Here is a 19233-nt window from a genome sequence, read left to right as displayed (position 1 = left end):
GACAGCATGAACATCGGATTTATCGGACTGGGCGTCATGGGCCGCCCGATGGCGGAACACCTGATCGACGCCGGCCATACGCTGCATCTGAGCCGCGTGAAGGAAATCTCGCAGCATCTTGTCGACAAGGGCGGCAAAGCCGCCGCAAGCGCCGAGGCGGTGGCGCACGCTTCCGACATCGTCATCCTGATGCTGCCGGATACACCAGATGTCGAGGCGGTTCTGTTCGGCGAAGACGGCGTCGCCGCCGGCCTTTCCCAGGGCAAGCTGGTTATCGACATGAGCTCGATCTCACCGGTCGCCACCAAGACTTTCGCCAAACGCATCGAGGCGCTCGGCTGCGATTATCTCGATGCCCCGGTTTCCGGCGGTGAAGTCGGCGCCAAGGCCGCCTCGCTGACGATCATGGTCGGCGGCAAGGAGCAAGCTTTCGAACGCGCCAGGTCGCTTTTCGAAAAGATGGGCAAGAACATCACCCATGTCGGCGGCAGCGGCGACGGCCAGACGGCGAAGGTCGCCAACCAGATCATCGTCGGCCTGACGATCGAGGCTGTTGGCGAAGCGCTGCTTTTTGCCAGGAGGGCCGGTGCTGACCCGGCCAAGGTGCGCTCCGCACTGATGGGCGGCTTTGCCGCTTCGCGCATCCTTGAAGTGCATGGCGAGCGCATGGTCAAGGAGACCTTCGAGCCCGGCTTCCGCATCCGCCTGCACCGCAAGGACATGACGCTTGCCGTCGATGCCGCCCGCGCACTCGATCTGTCGCTGCCGAACACGGCCGCCACGCAGCAGCTGATGAATGCCGCGATCGCCAATGGCGACGGCGAACGCGACCACTCCGCTCTCATCCGCACCCTGGAACTCCTCGCCGGAGGACCGCGCTAGATCAACGCTTTTTAGAATTGCCGGATGACATCTTCGATTGTCTTCCGCCGGAGCCCTCTTTCCGGACGGCGAAGCCATGTCCGGTCATCGATAGAGAAGGACAGGAAAATGCTCAACAAAGATATCCAGCTGCCCTACGGCGCCGTCTATTTCCGCAAGTCCAACCCGCCCCGCGAAGATTGGGAACGCGACTACGCCACCGCCGGGCAGGACGGCCTCAACATCTTCCGCCACTGGTTCATGTGGAGCGCGATCGAAACCGCCCCCGGCGTCTACGATTGGGAGGAATATGACCGCCAGATGGATCTTGCCGCCGCAAACGGCATCAAGACCGTTATCGCCGAGTTGATTCATGCCGTGCCGGACTGGGCAGTGCGCAAATATGCGCATGCTTTGCAGGTCAATGCCGACGGCACCAAACTCGGTTCCTATATGGGCGTCTCGTCGGCAACCGGTGGCTTCTCCAACAATGGCGGCGGCGCCGGCGCCCTGACGCTGAACTGCGCCGAAGTGAAGGAAGCCGCTGGCAAGTTCCTGACCGCGCTTGCCACCCGCTACAAGGATCATCCGGCGATCTATGGCTATGACGTCTGGAACGAGTGCAACTATTCCGCCGATGTCGATTACAGCCGCTTTGCCAAATCAGCCTTTCGCAAATGGCTGGAGAAGAAGTACGGCAGCCTGAAGGTCCTGGCGAAAGCCTGGTACCGCTACAGCTATGCCGAATGGGAGGATATCGAGCCGCCGGTGCACATGGCGCCCTATCCCGAATGCATCGACTGGCTGCAGTTCAAGCGCGACAATTTCTACGACCAGATGCAGTGGCGCATCGATACGATCCGCGCCGTCGACCAGAAGAATACCATCGCTGCTCACGGCATATCCGGCGCAATTCCCAACATGGCGGCCAACGGCTGCGACGACTGGCTCGCCGCCTCCAAAGTCGAGGTTTACGGCTTCACCTGGATCCAGGCGCGCAAGGGCTCGGAAGCCTGGAAGAACTGGTATGGCGTCGATATCAACCGCGCCGCCGCCCGCGGCAAGCCCTTCTGGCATGCCGAGCGCCAGGGCGGGCCGCTCTGGCTGCAGCCGCAGGTGATCGGCCGCGACAAGGAGGATGGCCGCGTCGCCGAGCCCGAGGATATCCGTCTCTGGAGCATGACCTCGCTTGCCGGCGGCGCTCGCGGCGTGATCAATCTGCGCTGGCGCCCACTGCTCGACGGTCCGCTCTTCGGCGCGTTCGGCTCCTACGGCATGGACGGCTCGCGCACGCCGCGCTCCGATATGGCAAGCGCCATGGCGAAATGGGCAAACGACCGGGCGCAGGCTCCCCTCTGGGAGGCAAAGCCCGTTCGCGGCGAGGTCGGCATCCTTGTCGTTCGCGAAACGCAAGAGTTTGATTACCTCCTGAACCATGACCGCAAGGAGAAACCCTATCCCGAGGCCATGTGGGGCGCCTATCGCGCCTTCCTCGAAAATGGCGTGCAGCCGGACTGGGTGCATATCGACGATATCGCGGCCTATGATTTCCTCTATTTCCCCTATCCGATCATGTTCACATCAGAACAGGCGAACCGCCTGAAAGCCTGGGTCGAAAACGGCGGCACGCTTATTGCCGAAGCATGCCCCGGCTATTTCGGCGATCACGGCCATGTCGGCACCGTGCAGCCGAACATGGGCCTCGACGAGGTCTTCGGCGCACGCGAGGAGGAAGTCGAATTCATGCCCGATATCGGCGACCGCATCCATTTCGATCTGGACGGCGCAGCCGTCGACGGCGGCGGCTTCCTACAGTCTTATCGGCTGACCGGCGGAACAGGACGCGGCCACTTCACCGACGGCCGTCTTGCCGTCGTCGAAAACGCCTATGGCAAGGGCCGCACGCTGTTGATCGGCACCAATCCTTCCGTGGCCTATTACCGCACGCAGGGGAAGGCGAACGGCGCTTTCTTCGCTGAGCTATTGAGATGGAGCGGGACGAAGCGCCATTTGACGCTGTCGAATGCCGCACTCTTCGCCCGTATCCACGAGGGAGAAAAGGGCAGCTTCCTCTGGCTAGTCAATCCGACGCGAACGGCGCAGAAGACTGAGGTAACGCTCGCCCAAGGGACGCTTGCCCAAAGTCAGGCCGTCTGGCCGATCGGCCATATCGGCAATAGTGGCATCGAGGTGCCGCCGCGCGACGTGCTGATCCTGCCGCTCAATAGCTGAAATTTCAGGATGCGGATGAACTGGCGCCTTCGGCAAAGCCTTCAAGCTCGGGATCGAAATCAACCTCGACGACATTGTTGAAGACAGCGGTGGCCAGCATGATGCCGGCGAAAGCGACGAGGTCGACGAGCACCTTGGTCTCATAGCGCTGTTTCAGCTTTGCCCAGTGTTCGACGGGAACGGCGTTGGAATCGGCGACGATCGCCTTGCCGAAAGCGTCGAGCAGCGCTTCCTCGTCGGAAAGCTCCAGCGCGTCGGGATCGAAACCCTTGTTCATCAGCGCCCGGCGGAAGAAGGTGATAGCGATCTTCGATCTGGCTGCCTTCGAGATCGCATGCGAGAATATCCAGATCGCCCGGTCGTTGATCGCGGGATCGAGTTCGGCGCGCAGCGTGAACCATTCGGCATAAATGCGGTGGGCGGCCGGCGAATGCAGCAGCGTACGCTTCATATTGGTCATCCGGCCGCGCCGCCTGACTTCCTCGTCATGCGCCGCACGAACCTCTTCCGAAGCGGTGTCGTAGTCGATTTGCGGGAGGTGGCTCATCGGGTCCGTTCTTTCGTTTGTGCGCAGAAGCTATCGCGGCGCCGAGATATTGTGGGCTGTACAGCGGCAAATCTGCTTGGCCGCTGCCTGCCTCACGCCTAGACTGACCAAATCGAAGCTGGAGGCAAGGCATGAGCGACGACCACGAGCAGCATCATGTCGATTGGCGTGAACATGGCGTCAAGGTCATTCCCGGCAATTCGCTCGATCCGAACACCGCGCAGACGCCGGGCATGAACCGCGCGACTGCGATCAACAACGCGCGCGCCGGGGCCGAGAAAATCTGGGCCGGCACGGTGACGATCCATGCCAACGCCAAGACCGGCGCTCATCACCATGGCGATCTCGAAAGCATCATCTACGTGGTCAAGGGCAAGGCCCGCATGCGCTGGGGCGAGCATCTGGAATATACCGCCGAGGCCGGCCCCGGCGACTTCATCTACGTTCCGCCCTATGTGCCGCATCAGGAGATCAACGCCAGCCGCGACGAGACGCTGGAATGCGTTCTCGTCCGCTCAGGCCAGGAACCGGTCGTCGTTAACCTCGACATCGAACCGGTCGAAAAGCCGGAAGACGTTGCGTGGATCGATCCGATCCACCGTTAGAGTAATTTCCGCAATGTGCGCAGACCCTTACGCCGCCAAACGCTCTGCAAGAATCATCGCAGACGCCTTCAAGCGTTGACGGCGTCTGCGCCGTTCATAACAGGGTTCTCGATAATCCGGCCGGTATCGGCGGCATAGAGGTGGATCTGGTTGTAATCGATCGCGATGCCGATCGGATCGCCCGACTTCACCTTCACGGCCTCAGTCAGCGCCACGGCAAAGGGCAGCCCGTCGAAATCGGCGTGGACGACGCGGCTTGCGCCGAGCTCCTCGATGAAATCGGCGGTAGCGATCAGGGCGCCGGGAGCATCCGGGGCGACCAGCCGGGCGGCCTCGGCGCGCATGCCGAGCACGACGCGTTTGCCTTTCAGCGGTGCGGCGCGCTCGCGCGGCAGCACGACCTTGCGGCTTTGATCGTAGACGAAGACGCCATCGTCATTGATCGTGCCCTCGAGCAGGTTCATCGCCGGCGTGCCGACGAAACCCGCGACGAAGCGCGAGACCGGATGATGATAGACCTCTTCCGGCGTGCCAACCTGCTCCACCCTGCCGCCATTCATCACCACCAGCCGGTCGGCCAGCGTCATCGCCTCGGTCTGGTCATGCGTGACGAAGATCGACGTGGCGCCAAGGCGGCGGTGCAGGCGGCGGATTTCGGCGCGCATGGCGATACGCAGCTTGGCGTCGAGGTTCGACAACGGCTCGTCGAAGAGGAATACCTTCGGTTCGCGGATCATCGCCCGCCCCATGGCGACGCGCTGGCGCTGGCCGCCGGAAAGAGCGGCGGGCCGGCGTCCGAGGAAGGGTTCGAGGCTGAGCGCCTTGGCGACCTCGCCGATGCGCCGCTGACGCTCCGCCTTCGAGACACCGGCCACCTTCAATGCGTAGCCGATATTCTCGGCAACGCTCATATGCGGATAAAGCGCATAGTTCTGGAACACCATGGCGCAGCCGCGCTCGCGCGGCTCCAGCTGGTTGACGACGCGGCCGTCAATGGCGATTTCACCGCCGCTGATTTCCTCGAGGCCGGCGATCATCCGCAGCAGCGTGGACTTGCCGCAGCCGGACGGGCCGAGGATGACGATGAACTCGCCCGACTGGATGTCGAGATCGACGCCGTGAACGACGGGGGTCTTGCCGTAGTTTTTCTTCACGCCACGAATGGAGATCGGTGCCAAGGGAATACTCCTTCACTTCTCGGTGGAGATAAGGCCGCGTACGAACCAGCGCTGCATCAGAATGACGAGGATCAATGGCGGCGACATGATGATCAGGGTTCCGGCCATGGCCACGTTCCAGTCGGGCAGGCCGAATTCGGACGGGATGAGGGTCTTGAGCTGCGTCACAGCGATACCGAAATTCGGATCGGTGGTGATCAGCAGCGGCCAGAGATACTGGTTCCAGGCCCAGACGAACATGATCGTGAACAGCGCGATCATATTTGGCCGCGAAAGCGGCAGCAGAATGTCCCAGAAGAACCGGACCGGGCCCGATCCGTCCATCTTCGAAGCCTCGGCCAACTCGTCGGGAACCGTCAGGTAGAACTGCCGGTAGAGGAAGGTGCCGGTCGCGGTTGCGACCAGCGGCAAAACGAGACCGGGATAGGAATTCAGCAGGCCCCATTCGAGCTTGATCTGGAAGCCGGTGATCTGCGCAACGAGCCAGCTTATGCCGGTGACGTCGAGGATCGTCTGGAAAGGCTGCAGCGCGTTGGCCGCAATCGAATAGGTCGGCACGATGCGGACTTCCAGCGGCAGCATCAGCGTGATGAAGATGATCCAGAAAATCACATACCGGCCGCGGAAGCGGAAGTAGACGATCGAGAAGGCTGCCATGGAAGACAGCATGACCTTGCCGGCGCCAACGGTTGCGGCGAAGATGATGCTGTGGAACAGCTTGTTGCCGAGATCGGCGCGAACCCAGGCGGTCTCAGCGTTTTCCCAGAAATGCGAGCCCGGCATCAGCGGCAGCGGCACGCGATTGACCGTCTCCAGATCAAGCGTCGAGGCGATGATAACGATGGCGAAAGGCAGAAGCGCGATCACCATGCCGAGCGCGAGAAGGCTATAGCAGATGAAGTTGAATATCGGCGTGCGTTCGATCATGTCCGCGACCTCACTTGTAGTGCACGCGCCGCTCGATGAAGCGGAACTGGAAGATGGTGAGAAGAACAACGAGCACCATCAGGATGATGGACTGCGCTGCGGCGCCCGAATAGTCGAGACCTCTGAAGCCGTCGAAATAGATCTTATAGACCATGAGCTCGGTGGCGCGCGCCGGGCCACCCTGCGTCATCACGTCGACGATACCGAAGGAATCCTGGAAGCTCTCGGTGATGTTGATGACGAGCAGGAAGAACAGCGTCGGCGTCAGCAGGGGCAGCTGGATATCCCAGATCCGGCGCATCGGCCCCGAACCATCCATCGCGGCGGCCTCGATCAGCGAGCGCGGAATGCCTTGCAGCGCCGAGAGGAAGAAGATGAAGTTGTAGCCGATATATTTCCAGGAGAAGGCGACGATGACGGCGATCATCGCATCCTTGCCGTCGAGCGCGGGGTTCCAGAGGCCGGGCCAGACGTGGTTAATGACCGACAGAAGGCCGGCCTCCGGCGCCAGGATGAAGCGGAAGGCGAGGCCGAGAGCGGGAGCGGCAATGGCGTAAGGCCAGATAAAGACTGACCGGTAGACTTTGTGGCCGCGCAATTCACGATCCGTCAAAAGCGCCAGGATCAGCGCCAGCCCCATGGCAATGGCCGTCGAGCTGAAGCCGAAGATCATGCTGCGGGTGATCGAGTCCCAATAGATCGGATCGGTGAGCAGCTGTTTGAAATTGTCGAAACCGACCCAGGCATTACCGCCGCCCCATGGCTGCTCGAGCGTGAACGCCCAATAGAGCGCCTGCGCGCTTGGCCAATAGAAGAAGACGAAGATCAGCAACAGCATCGGAAATGCGAAGAGCAGCCCGATCGTCGTTGAGGAGAAAGTGACGCGCTTTTCCATGAGTGGTCGTTTTCGTCCTGGTTCGATTTAAAACATGTCGCGCAAAACTGTGCAGCGGTTTTGCGGTAACGACATGCGTCAAAATAAAGGTCTAAAGCGCGAGGAGCGAATCTGAAAGATTGCGGCGCGCTTTAGGCGCGGGCGGCGAATTCGCATCCGCGGCCGAGTACGCACCCGGCGCGCGAAATGCGGGCCGGGTGCGGCTCATATCAAACGATCAGGGGAGCTGAACGTTCTTGTAGGTCTGCTGGAAGCGACGCAGCAGCGTGTTGCCGCGTTCGGCAGCGCTGTCGAGCGAAGCCTGGACATCGGCATTGTTGACGAAGATTGCCTGCAGACCATTGGCGATTTCGGTGCGGACCTGCAGCAGGCCACCGAGGCGGATGCCGTGCGGAGCCGCGTCACCAGCCGGCGAGGCGGTCAGGCTCTGAATGGCGAGTTCGCGGCCGGCATAAGGAGCCTTGTCGTAGAAGCCCTGCTTCTTCAGATATTCGAAGCCGGAGTTACGAACCGGGATGTAACCGGTAACGGTCGACCAGGTAAGAGCTTCTTCCGGCTTTGCGATGAAGTTGAAGAATGCCGCGGCAGCCTTATATTCGGCGTCCGAGTGACCCTTCAGAACCCAGAGCGAAGCGCCGCCGACGAAAGAGCTGTGGCGGGTTGCGTCGCCGTAGGTCGGGAGCATGGCAACGCCCCAGTTCATGCCCTGTTTGGCGGTGCGGCCGACATTGCCGTGGTCGCCGACCGAGGTCAGGATGACCTGGCAATCGCCAGCGGCAAAGGCTTCGACGAAGGTCTGGCCGACAGCCTTGTTCTTGATGACGGCAAGCTTGTTGTCGTACCAGGACTTGAGGTCCTTGACGTAGCTGACGAGAAGCGGGTTCTTGTTGAACACCAGCTCGGCGTCGAGACCTTCAAAACCGTTCTTCTTCGTGGCGATCGCTTCGCCGTTGACCGCTTCGAACTGCTCGATGTACTGCCAGACTTCGTTGTTGGAGATGTCAAAGCCGAGCGGGCAAGCATAGCCTGCATCCTTCAGAGCCTTGAGGTCCTCGCCTGCTTCCTTCCAGGTCGCCGGAGCATGATCCTTGCCGATCTTGGCGAAGGCGTCCTTGTTCCAGTAGAGAAGAGCGGTCGAGGAGTTGAAGGGGAAGGAGTACATCTCGCCCTTCGATGTCGCGTAGTAGCCGGAGATACCGGAGAAGTAGTCCTTCCAGTCGACGGTATAGCCCATGTCGGTCATCAGCTTGTTGGCCGGGTAGTAGGCGCCGGAGAGCATGATGTCGAGGGTGCCGGCGTCGGAGACCTGGGCGATGGTCGGCTGCTTGCCGGCGCGGAACGCAGCAATGGTGTTCTGCAGGGACGCGTCGTAGCTGCCCTGGCTGGTGCAGACGACTTCGTAGTCGGCCTGCGACTGGTTGAAGCGATCGCACTGCTCCTGGACACGCTTTGCGATGTCACCGGAATTGCCGAACCAGAAGTCAATCTTGGTCTTATCGGCGGCGGCAGCGGGACCAGCAAGAAACGCTGTAGCGAGAAGGGCGCCAACGGCGCCGAGAAGCTTGGCTTGCATGAGAACCTCGAACGTAAAAGGGACGCGCACTTTCAGCGCACGCCCTATTAGCTGGTTCAAATTGCCGCGGCCAATGAATATTACATGACATGAAATTATCTAAATACAGTTGTCATAAAACCTTCATACAACCATCATTCGCAAATCCTAGGGAAATATTTAGAGAAATTTCAAAGCTTGCTTCAGCATATTGCCAATAAATTGCAGCTATATTCAAAACAATGGAATTTTAGGGGATATTTAATATTTATTTATACTGAAACAGAGTGCCTTTATTCGGCTACTCCGCCGCAACGAAACTTGCAAAAACGCTGGCATTTTCGCCTTTGCACTGGTGTGCAACCTCAGGATTTAGGCCTCAGGATTGAAGGGAATCCTTCAGGATCGCCGCAAAACGCGGATCGAATGCACGGCTGATCGGTCCGGCGGCAGCGCCAAGCGCCACCGACCAGGGATCAGCCATGCCGGGCTGCAGGCGCGGCAGCGTCCGGCCGCGACGTTCGGCGATCGACGGCAGCAACGGGCCGATTGCCGCAATCAACCTGTTCACCAGCGCTTCCGGCGCGCTGCCGCAGAGGATCACCGTCTGCGGATCGAACAGCGTCTCGATGAGATGGATGCTCCAGCGCAGGTCCACTGCCGCTGCTTCGACCCAGGTGTGGATGCTTTGATCGCCTCTTAAGGAAAGATCGTTGATACGTGCGTGCAGATGAGGATCGCCGGGATCGACCGATAGATGCTGATAGAGCGAGGCGAGCGAGGCGCGATGTTCGAGCGGCGTCGATTTGCCGTCGGCAAACAGCAGCGCCATGCCGATCTCGCCGGCATTGCCGTTGGTGCCGCGGTAGAGTTCGCCGTTCAGAATGAGGCCGGCGCCGATGCCATAGCCGACAAAGAGGCAGACGGCGTGGTCGAGGCCATGGGCAGCTCCCACCATGCGTTCGGCAGTCGCCGCCGCCGCCGCATCGTTTTGCAGGCCGACATCGAGCCCGGTGCCGGCGGTCAGCGTTTCCAACAACGGAAATTTCTGCCAGGCCTCCATCATCCAAGGATCATCGCCGCTGCCAGCAACCCCGAAAGGCCCGGGCATGGCGGCGCCGAGACCAACCAGCCGCTTTTCCGACTGCTGGACGATCCCGGCAAGCTTTGACCTTATGCCGGCGACGAGGTCGAGGATGACCTTCGTCCCGTTCGACGGACCTCCAGGTGGGAGGCCGGCCTCTTCACGCACGAGAACGCTGCCGACGAGATCGACCGCGACCGCCCGCGTCACATGCCGGTCGATCTGCAGGCCGATCGCAAAGGCGCCCTCGGGCACCAGGCCGTAGGGTGTCGACGGCTGGCCTCTGCCCCTCCTCACCGCCTCCTGCGAACTGACGAGACCGTCGCGCTCAAGTTCCTCGATGATATTCGACACCGTCTGCTTGGTCAGCCGCGTCGCCCGCGCCAGATCGGCGCGTGAAAGCGCACCGTTGATCCTGAGGGCATCGATCATCACGCGCCGGTTATGCGCACTGGTGCCTTCGTGATTGGTCCCGCTCTTGGCCCGGATCGGGCGGCTGTCATTCATGTGCAATTTCCTCTTGACTCCAATAGAATGTTGAAGAAGTAATAAGTCAAGACACTTGACTTATTAAGGGACCGAAGAGTTCCAGGGAACGCAGGAGGCCGGCAAGGCCTCCGACGACGCTCCGAGACGACGAACCGGCACGTTTTCGCGCGTGCCTTCTCGAACACCGATGGCGGAGGACCGCCCTCGGCAATGCGTAAATGTCAAAATCTGGAGGCTGCAATGCTGAAATCCTTTAACAAGACGCTTCTGGGTGCGGCCTTGATCGGCGCATCCCTTGCGCCGCATGCTTTCGCCGAAACGACGCTGAACGCGCTCTTCATGGCGCAGGCCGCCTATAGCGAGGCCGATGTACGCGCCATGACCGACGCCTTCGCCAAGGCGAACCCCGATATCAAGGTAAATCTCGAATTCGTTCCCTATGAAGGCCTGCACGACAAGACGGTGCTGGCGCAGGGTTCCGGCGGTGGTTATGACGTCGTCCTCTTCGACGTCATCTGGCCGGCCGAATACGCCACCAACAAGGTGCTGGTCGACGTCTCCTCTCGCGTCACCGACGAGATGAAGAAAGGCGTGCTGCCGGGTGCCTGGACCACTGTGCAATATGATAGCAAATATTACGGCATGCCGTGGATCCTCGACACCAAATACCTGTTCTACAACAAGGAAATCCTCGAAAAGGCCGGCATCAAGACCCCGCCCAAGACCTGGGACGAACTGACCGAACAGGCAAAGACGATCAAGGACAAGGGCTTGCTTGCCACGCCGATCGCCTGGAGCTGGTCGCAGGCCGAAGCCGCGATCTGCGACTACACCACGCTCGTCAGCGCCTATGGCGGCGATTTCCTTAAGGACGGCAAGCCGGCCTTCCAGACCGGCGGCGGCCTCGACGCCCTGAAGTACATGGTCTCCAGCTATTCCTCCGGCCTCACCAATCCGAATTCCAAGGAATTCCTGGAAGAGGACGTCCGCAAGGTCTTCGAAAACGGCGATGCCGCCTTCGCGCTGAACTGGACCTACATGTACAACATGGCCAACGATCCGAAGGACAGCAAGGTCGCAGGCAAGGTCGGCGTCGTGCCGGCGCCCGGTGTTGCCGGCAAGAGCGAGGCTTCCGCCGTCAACGGCTCGATGGGCCTTGGCATCACCTCGGCCAGCAAGCATCCGGATGAAGCCTGGAAATACATCACCTTCATGACCTCGCAGGCGACGCAGAATGCCTATGCCAAGCTCAGCCTGCCGATCTGGGCGTCCTCCTATGAGGACCCAGCCGTCACCAAGGGCCAGGAAGAGCTGATCTCCGCCGCCAAGATCGGCCTGGCCGCGATGTATCCGCGTCCGACGACGCCGAAATACCAGGAGCTCTCGACCGCGCTGCAGCAGGCGATCCAGGAATCGCTGCTCGGCCAGTCCTCTCCAGAGGACGCGCTGAAGTCGGCCGCAGATAATAGCGGCCTCTGATCAAGCCATGAAAACCCGGGCGGCGCCGGCCGTCGCCCGGTCTCCAAAACCTGTAATGAAGAAGGGTCGCCTTGATGTCGGGCACTTGGCTGACAACCCGCGCGTGGCTTTTGATGCTGCCGCTTCTCGTGGTCATGATATCAGTCATTGGCTGGCCTCTGATCGATACCGTCGGCCTCTCCTTCACCGATGCCAAGCTCGTCGGCACGGAAGGGAACTTCGTCGGCATCGACAACTACGCGAACATGATCTCCGGCTCGAATTTCCAGCGCACGCTCATCACCACCGCATGGTTCGCGATCGTTTCGGTCGCCGCCGAAATGGTAATCGGCGTTCTGGCAGCCTTGCTGCTGAACCAGCAGTTTCGTGGCCGCACCGCACTTCGTGCGCTGATGATCCTACCCTGGGCGCTGCCAACCGTCGTCAACGCCACGCTCTGGCGGCTGATCTACAATCCGGAATACGGCGCTCTGAACGCCGCGCTGACCCAACTTGGCCTGCTGGAGGCCTACCGCTCCTGGCTCGGCGAACCGGGCACGGCGCTGGCAGCCCTCATCGTCGCCGACTGTTGGAAGAATTTCCCCCTGGTGGCGCTGATCGCGCTGGCCGCACTCCAGGCCGTGCCGCGCGACATCACTGCCGCCTCGCTCGTCGACGGCGCCGGCGCTTTCGCCCGCTTCCGCTTCGTCGTTCTGCCCTATCTTGCCGGCCCCTTGATGGTGGCGCTGGTGCTGCGCACGATCGAGGCCTTCAAAGTGTTCGACATCATCTGGGTCATGACCCGCGGCGGCCCGGCCAACAGCACGCGCACGCTGTCGATCCTCGTCTATCAGGAAGCCTTCTCCTTCCAGCGGGCAGGCTCCGGCGCCTCGCTGGCATTGATCGTCACGCTGCTGGTGACGCTGCTTGCTGCCGGCTACGCCGCTCTGGTGCGCAGGGCGGCGGGGAGTGTGGCCTGATGGAACGCCGGAGCCCGCTCTTTTCCACCTTCATTCACCTCTGCGCATTGCTGCTCGCCGCCGTTATCCTGGCGCCGATCCTATGGTTGTTCATTATGAGCATCTCGCCGGCCGCCGACCTTGCGGCAAAGCCGCTGCGCTGGTGGCCGCAGACGGCGGATTTCTCTCGCTACGGCGTGCTGCTCTCGACGCTCGAAAACAGCGCCGGCGCCGCCTTCACCTCGTCGCTGCGAAACAGCATCGAAGTGGCGGGCATGGCGACGATCGCCGCCATCGCACTCGCCATTCCGGCCGGCTGGGCTGTGTCGCGCACGCCTTCGGTGGGATGGTCGCTGTCGATGGTGATCGCCACCTATATGTTGCCGCCGGTGGCGCTCGCCGTGCCGCTCTATATGGGCCTGTCCCATCTCGGATTGCTGAACAACGTCTTCGGCCTCGCTCTCGTCTATCTCACCATTCTGGCGCCTTTCACCACTTGGCTGATGAAATCGGGTTTCGATTCCATCCCGCGCGAGATCGAATCCGCCGCGATGATCGATGGTGCCGGCCTGTTCCAGACGCTGCGCATCATCACGCTGCCGCTGGCAGCCCCTGTGGTCGCGACGTCAAGCCTCTTTGCTTTCCTGCTTGCCTGGGATGAATTCTTCTATGCGCTGCTCTTCACCTCGGACCAGCGCGCCAAGACGCTGACTGTCGCCATTGCCGATCTCGCCGGCGGCCGCGTTTCCGATTACGGACTGATTGCGACGGCAGGCGTGCTCGCCGCCCTGCCCCCGGTGCTGATCGGTCTTGTCATGCAACGCGCCCTGATTTCGGGGCTCACCAGCGGCGGCGTCAAGGGATGAACATGACAGCAGAAAGAACCCGGCCGGCCGGACTTGCCGCGATCGATCGCGAAATGGCGCGCCAGCATGCCGATGCGATCGCCTCCTATGAAGCCGCCCAGCCGATGGCGGCAAGGGCCGCCGTCTCGCTGAAAAAGACCGGCAGGCTGCTGCTCATCGGCATGGGCGGCTCGCATGCCGTCAATCGCGCCGTCGAGCCGCTCTACCGGGCCTACGGCATCGATGCCATCGCCCTGCCACTGTCCGAGCAGCTTGGCCAGCCGCTGCCGATCGCCGGCAGGACGATCTTCGTCACCTCGCAATCCGGCGAAAGCGCCGAAGTCCTGCGCTGGTTCGACGAGACCGGCGGCACGGAAGAGACCTTCGGCCTGACGCTCGAAGGCGGTTCCTTCCTCGCAAGAACCGCCCCGTCGCTGGCCGGCACCGGCGGCACCGAGCTAGCCTTCGCCGCCACCCGCAGCTTGACGGTGACCTTCGCTCTGCATCTGGCCATCCTCGCCGCCCTCGGCGAAAATCCCGACGCCGCACTTGCCGCCCTCAAGACGCCGGAAGACCGTGACATCACCGCCGCCCTCTCGGCACTCGAAAACGTCGCGACCGTCGTCACCTCAGGCCGCCGGCTGCAGGGAGTTGCCGAGGCGCTCGCGCTCGGATTGACCGAGCTGTCGCGCCGTCCCTGCTTCTCGCTTGAAGGTGGCCAGTTGCGCCACGGACCGATGGAGATGCTGGGATCGGAGATCGGTGTCGTGCTCTTCCGCGGCATGGACGAAACGGCCGGCCTGGTCACCGCAATGGCGGCATCCGCCGTCGAGACCGGCGCCCCGGTCATCCTGTTCGACGCCTCGGGCGAAGCGCCGGTCGCCGGCGCGGTGACCATCCGCTTTGCGCCTGCAACCGGTCTTGCCGCGATCTTCGCCATGCTGCCGGTCGCCCAGCGGCTGATGATCGCCTTTGCCGATGCTCGCGTGGAGAATGCCGGAACGCCAGTCCGCTCCACGAAGATCACCCGGAGCGAATGAATGCGGCCGCTTGCAGTCATCGGCAACGTCAACATCGACCTGATCCTTGGACCGGCCGCCCCCTGGCCGAAGGCCGGGACGGAAATCATCGTCGATCATGACGAGTTGCGGGTCGGCGGAGCCGCCGGCAACAGCGCGCTCGCCTGGCAAGCGCTTGGCGTCGAATTCGGGATCGCCGCCAATGTCGGCAGCGACCAGTTCGGCCGCTGGCTGAGCGAAGCCTTCGGCCACCGTTCCGACAAGTGGCAGGTCCGTCCTGAGAAAACGACGCTCTCCGTCGGCATTACCCATCCGGACGGCGAGCGCACCTTCTTCACGACGAGGGGCCATCTGCCGCGCTTCAGTCTGGCAGACGTCTTTGCGGCCCTCGACGGCACTCGCCTCAGCGGCGGTTACGCCCTACTCTGCGGCTCGTTCCTGACCGACGACCTGACAGCGGATTATGACGCCTTCTTCGACTGGGCCGACAGCCACGGCATCACCGTCGCGCTCGATACCGGCTGGCCGCTCGACGGCTGGACAGACGAGAATTGCGCGGCGACACGCGCATGGCTCTCCCGCAGCGGTATTGCGCTGCTGAACGAGGTCGAATCGACGACGCTTGCCGGCATCGCCGATCCGATCGAGGCGGCCTGCCACATCAGGTCACATATGCCGGAGGCCGCAATCATCGTCGTCAAGCGCGGCCCGGACGGCGCTCTCGCGATCGGGCCGGACGGCCTGTTGGTTTCGGTGGCGGCACCCGCTGTCGAGGTCGTCGATACGATCGGCGCCGGCGATGTCTTCAACGCCGCCTTCCTCGCCGCGCTTGCGAGCGATGAGTCGCTGATGTCCTGCCTGGAGGCGGGAACCGCAGTCGCCTCGCGCGCCATCTCCACCCTTCCCCGCAATTATGGCGGCCCGTCATCTCCTGAGGAGCCTGTGCGATGAGCGCGCTCGAAATTCAGAACATCCGCAAGACCTACGGCGACGTCGAGACGTTGAAAGGCATCGACATCTCATTGGAAAGCGGCGAGTTCTTGGTGCTGCTCGGCTCCTCCGGCTGCGGCAAGTCCACGCTGCTGAACATCATCGCCGGCCTTGCCGAGGCGACGAGCGGCGATGTCAGGATCGGCGGCCGCTCCGTGCTTAGCGTACATCCGAAGGACCGCGATATCGCCATGGTCTTTCAATCCTACGCGCTCTATCCCAATCTGACGGTGCACCGGAACATCGGCTTCGGCCTGGAAATGCGCAAGGTGCCGACGCCGGAGCGCGACATGGCCGTGCACGATGCCGCAAAGCTCCTGCAAATCGAAAACCTCCTCGACCGCAAGCCGAGCCAGCTTTCCGGCGGCCAGCGCCAGCGCGTCGCGATCGGCCGCGCGCTGGTGCGCAAGCCGGAGGTATTCCTTTTCGACGAACCTCTCTCCAACCTCGACGCCAAGCTGCGCATGGAGATGCGCACCGAAATCAAGCGGCTGCATCAGATGCTGAAAACCACGGTCGTCTATGTCACCCATGACCAGATCGAGGCAATGACCCTTGCAAGCCGCATCGCCGTCATGCGCGACGGCCGCATCGAGCAGCTGGGCACGCCGGAGGAGATCTACAACCATCCGGCGACGCTCTATGTCGCCACCTTCGTCGGCGCGCCGCCGATGAACCTGCTGAAGGCGACGGCGCGTGACGGTCGCCTGGCGCTTTCAGGCTCCGATGCGATCCTGCCCCTGCACGCCCGTTTCCGAGAAGCGGTCGGCAATGGCCGCGAGCTTATCCTCGGCATCCGTCCCGAGGCGCTTCGCACGGACGGCACCGGCCCATCGATCGAGGCAACCCTTGAGGTCGCAGAGCTGACCGGCCCGGAACTCGTCGTCACTGCCCTTGCCGGAAATCAGCGCCTGATGGCCTGCCTGCCGCCGCGAACGCCAATCCGCGACAACGAAAAGCTCACTCTCTTTTTCGACGAGGAGGCAATGCACCTCTTCGACCCGGAAACCGGTCTCAGCTGCGGCCGTTAGTACAGGATGATTTTAGGCCGGATCGGCCTAAAATCTGAATCCTGTTATACATTGTATAGTTAGAGCATGATGTGGTCCGAAAAGTGTGAGCGGTTTTACGATAACGACATGCGTAAAAACTAGGACCTAAAGCGCGAGGAGCGACTCTGAAAGATCGCAACGCGCTTTAGCGACCGAACGGTTTTCCAGTCAGTTGTTCAATTCGCTGCGTCAGTCGGCTTCAGCTGGTAGACGTGAATATAGTCGACGAGCAGGATGGAAGGGTTCGGCGTTTCATCGATCGGCCAACCCGAGCCGAGCGCCAGGTTCACCAGCGGATAGAACGGCATGTGGAACTCCTTCGGCGTATCGAAACTCCAGATGAACTGACGGTCGAGATAGAAGCTCGTCTTGTCAGCTTGGATATCGACGCCGTAAGTGTGGTATTCGCTGTTCAAAATTCCGTCCTGAACGGTTTGCCAATGGCCGCCGGTCGTGTTCTGGCCGCCCTGGCTCTGACGCCAGATATGAAAGCCCATGCTGAATTCGTAGGGCGCGCGTCCATAATATTCCAGGACGTCGATCTCGGCGGTGTATTTCGACCGGTCAAGCCCGATGAGCCAGAAGGCCGGCCAGACACCCTTGCCCGGCGGCAGCTTCATCCGTGCTTCGAAATAGCCAAATTGCTGCGAGAAGCCTTCGCCTTTCGGGTTCACCGACGACAACAGGCCCGAGCGCCAAGTTCCATCGGCCTCCTTGCGCGCTTCGATCTTCAGAATTCCCTGATCGGTGGTAAACGGAAAGCCCGGCGCTGGGTCTGTGAACCTGGCGTCACCGAAATCGCCGTTCCAGGGCGTATGGGCGATCCAGCGGGAGCTTCTCTCCCCCAAGGCCGAGACGTCCAGACTGTCGAAACTTTCCTCGAACGTTAGCTGGTACGCATTGATATTGAGTGGTTGCTGAGCCACGCTGGGCTGCCCGGGCAACGCCCCCAGGCCGAGAACAATGAGCAAACCCAGAGCCTTAGAAGATATCCCGTAACGCATCCTGCTCCTCCGAAAACGCCAAACCAATCGTTGGACTACACTTATCTCGATCAAAAGGTGAGAACCCCGTTTCGTCGCGGCATGAGCCTTTGGACGACGATGGTCTCGATGCCGTCTGGCCTTCCGACAACCTGCCACAGCAACAGCGCGAAGGCCCAGAAGATCGCGACTGCTGCCCCGCCGCAAAGCGCCAGGCCGACGACAAGGTTTAGGCCGACAGGCATGGCGGCGAGCATCGGCGCCATCCACAGCAGGAAAGCGATCATCGGCAAGCTCGCGGACAGAGGCCGCAAAAAAGCGTTCAACTGAGCGGCAAACGTCGCGCCGATCAGCCGCCGCGTGATGATAAGCGATGCGGCATAGGCGACAAGCACCGCCACGATCCGCGCGCCCAATGCTCCTGCCACCTGAAAATAGACGATGCCCAGGACGGTGACCGGAACCCTGACGGCGAACTCGGCAAACATCCGGAGAGCGAGATAACGGGTCTTATTCAGGACCATGGCCAATGGCGGCATCATATTCGTCGGCAGACCGAGCAGACTGACGATGCACAGCCATTGCAGAATCGGCGCGGCGGATGCCCATTTCTCGCCAACGATGATCCGTACGGCCGGCTCGGCAAGAAGCGCCAGCATGATGAGGATGGGCGCGGCCACGAAGGTGATCGCGTTCGTCGCCTTCAGATAGGCAGTGATCAGATTACGACGGTCATCGACGGTCGAGAATGCCGCCATCAGCGGGCGCAACAATGGCCCAACAAAGGTCTGGTATGGAATACCGGCAATATTGTCGGCGACGCTGAAGGCGCCGAACGTCGACAAGCCGGTAAAGCGTGGCAAAAGCAGCCGGTCCAGTTGCCAGTTGATCGAACTCAGCACCTGCGACACGGTGTTCCAGCTGATCATGTCCTGAAAGTGCTTCCACTCGGAAAGGCTGAACCTCGGTCGCATCGGCGCAAAGACATAGGAGGTGATCGCCGCGGCGGTCGGGCCTGCAACCGCGCCGATCGCCAGTCCCCAATAGCTGCCGGTCGCGACCGCCACCCCGACACCGAACAGCAGTGTCGAACCCTTGGTGATGAGATCGAGTGCGAACTCGCGTTTGAAATCGAACCGTTGCATGAACAGAACCATGCGTGGGCTGATCACACTGCGCATCGCAGGCGCGATGGAGAGCACGGCGACAAGCGAGAAAAGCCGGGAATCGTCGTAGATCAGAGCCATTGGCCAGGAAATGATCATCATCAGTATGCTGATGGCCACGCCTCGAAGCAGGCTGAGGGTAAGGGCCGTGGCAAACATATCGTCAGAAGGCGACGGCTGGCGCATCAGGGCCTGCGTCAGCGGCAGGTCCAGGATTGTCTCGACGATGACCAGAACCGAGGTCGCGATAGCGACAAGGCCGAAATCCGCCGGGCTCAAAAGCCTTGCGAGGACCAGGAGGCTGACGAAATCGAGCAGTCGCGCCAGGAATTTTCCGCCGATTGTCCAGATACTCGCCGTCGCCGTCTTCTGAGATACGCTTGACATGATC

Annotated in this window: 17 protein-coding genes; 9 read left to right on the top strand and 8 right to left on the bottom strand. The window is 61.5% G+C overall.

What is annotated here, in order from left to right; all coding sequences use genetic code 11:
• Positions 1-6: 6 nt before the first annotated feature.
• Both ACS4RR_RS07400 and ACS4RR_RS07395 read left to right on the top strand, forming a co-directional pair.
• Positions 7-882: a 2-hydroxy-3-oxopropionate reductase gene (locus ACS4RR_RS07400; RefSeq protein ID WP_170261651.1), complete on the top strand. Its 876-nt coding sequence runs from the start codon at positions 7-9 to the stop codon at positions 880-882.
• Between the two features lie 108 nt (positions 883-990).
• Entirely contained in the window at positions 991-3093 is a 2103-nt protein-coding gene (locus ACS4RR_RS07395; RefSeq protein ID WP_170261650.1) for a beta-galactosidase, read from the top strand.
• Positions 3094-3097: 4 nt separating this feature from the next.
• Here ACS4RR_RS07395 and ACS4RR_RS07390 read toward each other — a convergent pair whose 3' ends face one another.
• Positions 3098-3640 (bottom strand): carboxymuconolactone decarboxylase family protein, encoded by a 543-nt coding sequence (locus ACS4RR_RS07390; protein ID WP_170261649.1) that lies wholly within the window; start codon positions 3638-3640, stop codon positions 3098-3100.
• Positions 3641-3771: 131 nt separating this feature from the next.
• On the opposite strand from ACS4RR_RS07390, the gene ACS4RR_RS07385 reads away from it, so the two are divergent.
• The gene (locus ACS4RR_RS07385) at positions 3772-4245 is read left to right on the top strand and encodes a cupin domain-containing protein (protein WP_017965889.1); all 474 of its coding nucleotides are present in this window, start codon (positions 3772-3774) and stop codon (positions 4243-4245) included.
• A gap of 68 nt (positions 4246-4313) precedes the next feature.
• Here the strand turns inward: ACS4RR_RS07385 and ACS4RR_RS07380 are convergent, their stop codons facing one another.
• From ACS4RR_RS07380 to ACS4RR_RS07360, 5 genes are all read right to left on the bottom strand, one after another.
• The gene (locus ACS4RR_RS07380; RefSeq protein WP_260056612.1) at positions 4314-5423 is read right to left on the bottom strand and encodes a sn-glycerol-3-phosphate import ATP-binding protein UgpC; all 1110 of its coding nucleotides are present in this window, start codon (positions 5421-5423) and stop codon (positions 4314-4316) included.
• A 12-nt stretch (positions 5424-5435) separates the two neighbouring features.
• Positions 5436-6350 (bottom strand): ABC transporter permease subunit, encoded by a 915-nt coding sequence (locus ACS4RR_RS07375; RefSeq protein ID WP_442100228.1) that lies wholly within the window; start codon positions 6348-6350, stop codon positions 5436-5438.
• Positions 6351-6360: 10 nt separating this feature from the next.
• Positions 6361-7245, bottom strand: a complete 885-nt coding sequence (locus tag ACS4RR_RS07370; RefSeq protein ID WP_017965892.1) for a carbohydrate ABC transporter permease — start codon at positions 7243-7245, stop codon at positions 6361-6363.
• 217 nt (positions 7246-7462) lie between these two features.
• Positions 7463-8818 carry an extracellular solute-binding protein gene (locus tag ACS4RR_RS07365; protein WP_017965893.1) on the bottom strand — a complete coding sequence of 452 codons (1356 nt, stop codon included), beginning with the start codon at positions 8816-8818 and terminating at the stop codon, positions 7463-7465.
• Positions 8819-9176: 358 nt separating this feature from the next.
• Positions 9177-10388, bottom strand: a complete 1212-nt coding sequence (locus tag ACS4RR_RS07360; RefSeq protein WP_456189910.1) for an ROK family transcriptional regulator — start codon at positions 10386-10388, stop codon at positions 9177-9179.
• A gap of 222 nt (positions 10389-10610) precedes the next feature.
• Between ACS4RR_RS07360 and ACS4RR_RS07355 the strand changes: the two genes are divergently transcribed.
• The 6 genes from ACS4RR_RS07355 (at position 10611) to ACS4RR_RS07330 (ending at position 16672) form a co-directional block, all read left to right on the top strand.
• Positions 10611-11849 carry an extracellular solute-binding protein gene (locus ACS4RR_RS07355; protein ID WP_018481755.1) on the top strand — a complete coding sequence of 413 codons (1239 nt, stop codon included), beginning with the start codon at positions 10611-10613 and terminating at the stop codon, positions 11847-11849.
• Positions 11850-11923: 74 nt separating this feature from the next.
• Positions 11924-12808 carry a carbohydrate ABC transporter permease gene (locus tag ACS4RR_RS07350; protein WP_260109317.1) on the top strand — a complete coding sequence of 295 codons (885 nt, stop codon included), beginning with the start codon at positions 11924-11926 and terminating at the stop codon, positions 12806-12808.
• Positions 12808-13653 (top strand): carbohydrate ABC transporter permease, encoded by an 846-nt coding sequence (locus tag ACS4RR_RS07345; RefSeq protein WP_456189909.1) that lies wholly within the window; start codon positions 12808-12810, stop codon positions 13651-13653. Before ACS4RR_RS07350 ends, ACS4RR_RS07345 begins: the two co-directional genes overlap by 1 nt.
• Complete coding sequence (locus ACS4RR_RS07340; protein WP_222386819.1) at positions 13650-14672, top strand: SIS domain-containing protein; 1023 nt, start codon at positions 13650-13652, stop codon at positions 14670-14672. Before ACS4RR_RS07345 ends, ACS4RR_RS07340 begins: the two co-directional genes overlap by 4 nt.
• The gene (locus tag ACS4RR_RS07335; protein WP_260109318.1) at positions 14673-15602 is read left to right on the top strand and encodes a PfkB family carbohydrate kinase; all 930 of its coding nucleotides are present in this window, start codon (positions 14673-14675) and stop codon (positions 15600-15602) included.
• A complete protein-coding gene (locus tag ACS4RR_RS07330; protein WP_260109319.1) occupies positions 15599-16672 on the top strand; it encodes an ABC transporter ATP-binding protein in 1074 nt (357 codons plus the stop codon). Before ACS4RR_RS07335 ends, ACS4RR_RS07330 begins: the two co-directional genes overlap by 4 nt.
• Before the next feature lie 197 nt (positions 16673-16869).
• Here ACS4RR_RS07330 and ACS4RR_RS07325 read toward each other — a convergent pair whose 3' ends face one another.
• Together ACS4RR_RS07325 and ACS4RR_RS07320 are read right to left on the bottom strand one after the other, a co-directional pair.
• On the bottom strand, positions 16870-17697 hold the full coding sequence (locus ACS4RR_RS07325; protein WP_456189908.1) for a glycoside hydrolase family 16 protein: 828 nt from the start codon (positions 17695-17697) through the stop codon (positions 16870-16872).
• 50 nt (positions 17698-17747) lie between these two features.
• Entirely contained in the window at positions 17748-19229 is a 1482-nt protein-coding gene (locus ACS4RR_RS07320) for a lipopolysaccharide biosynthesis protein (protein WP_170278803.1), read from the bottom strand.
• Between the last annotated feature and the right edge of the window lie 4 nt (positions 19230-19233).

The organism is Rhizobium zaerense (genome assembly GCF_051810725.1).
Classification (GTDB): Bacteria; Pseudomonadota; Alphaproteobacteria; order Rhizobiales; family Rhizobiaceae; genus Rhizobium; species Rhizobium leguminosarum_I.
Note: the sequence above shows the minus strand (reverse complement) of the source record. Positions and strands in the feature narration are given on the sequence as shown.

Bases quoted from the DNA above. Each gene is read 5' to 3' on its own strand.
- ACS4RR_RS07400 (WP_170261651.1), top strand. From the start codon at position 7: ATGAACATCGGATTTATCGGACTGGGCGTCATGGGCCGCCCGATGGCG.
- ACS4RR_RS07395 (WP_170261650.1), top strand. From the start codon at position 991: ATGCTCAACAAAGATATCCAGCTGCCCTACGGCGCCGTCTATTTCCGC.
- ACS4RR_RS07390 (WP_170261649.1), bottom strand. From the start codon at position 3,640: ATGAGCCACCTCCCGCAAATCGACTACGACACCGCTTCGGAAGAGGTT.
- ACS4RR_RS07385 (WP_017965889.1), top strand. From the start codon at position 3,772: ATGAGCGACGACCACGAGCAGCATCATGTCGATTGGCGTGAACATGGC.
- ACS4RR_RS07375 (WP_442100228.1), bottom strand. From the start codon at position 6,350: ATGATCGAACGCACGCCGATATTCAACTTCATCTGCTATAGCCTTCTC.
- ACS4RR_RS07370 (WP_017965892.1), bottom strand. From the start codon at position 7,245: ATGGAAAAGCGCGTCACTTTCTCCTCAACGACGATCGGGCTGCTCTTC.
- ACS4RR_RS07365 (WP_017965893.1), bottom strand. From the start codon at position 8,818: ATGCAAGCCAAGCTTCTCGGCGCCGTTGGCGCCCTTCTCGCTACAGCG.
- ACS4RR_RS07360 (WP_456189910.1), bottom strand. From the start codon at position 10,388: ATGAATGACAGCCGCCCGATCCGGGCCAAGAGCGGGACCAATCACGAA.
- ACS4RR_RS07355 (WP_018481755.1), top strand. From the start codon at position 10,611: ATGCTGAAATCCTTTAACAAGACGCTTCTGGGTGCGGCCTTGATCGGC.
- ACS4RR_RS07350 (WP_260109317.1), top strand. From the start codon at position 11,924: ATGTCGGGCACTTGGCTGACAACCCGCGCGTGGCTTTTGATGCTGCCG.
- ACS4RR_RS07345 (WP_456189909.1), top strand. From the start codon at position 12,808: ATGGAACGCCGGAGCCCGCTCTTTTCCACCTTCATTCACCTCTGCGCA.
- ACS4RR_RS07340 (WP_222386819.1), top strand. From the start codon at position 13,650: ATGAACATGACAGCAGAAAGAACCCGGCCGGCCGGACTTGCCGCGATC.
- ACS4RR_RS07335 (WP_260109318.1), top strand. From the start codon at position 14,673: ATGCGGCCGCTTGCAGTCATCGGCAACGTCAACATCGACCTGATCCTT.
- ACS4RR_RS07330 (WP_260109319.1), top strand. From the start codon at position 15,599: ATGAGCGCGCTCGAAATTCAGAACATCCGCAAGACCTACGGCGACGTC.
- ACS4RR_RS07325 (WP_456189908.1), bottom strand. From the start codon at position 17,697: ATGCGTTACGGGATATCTTCTAAGGCTCTGGGTTTGCTCATTGTTCTC.
- ACS4RR_RS07320 (WP_170278803.1), bottom strand. From the start codon at position 19,229: ATGTCAAGCGTATCTCAGAAGACGGCGACGGCGAGTATCTGGACAATC.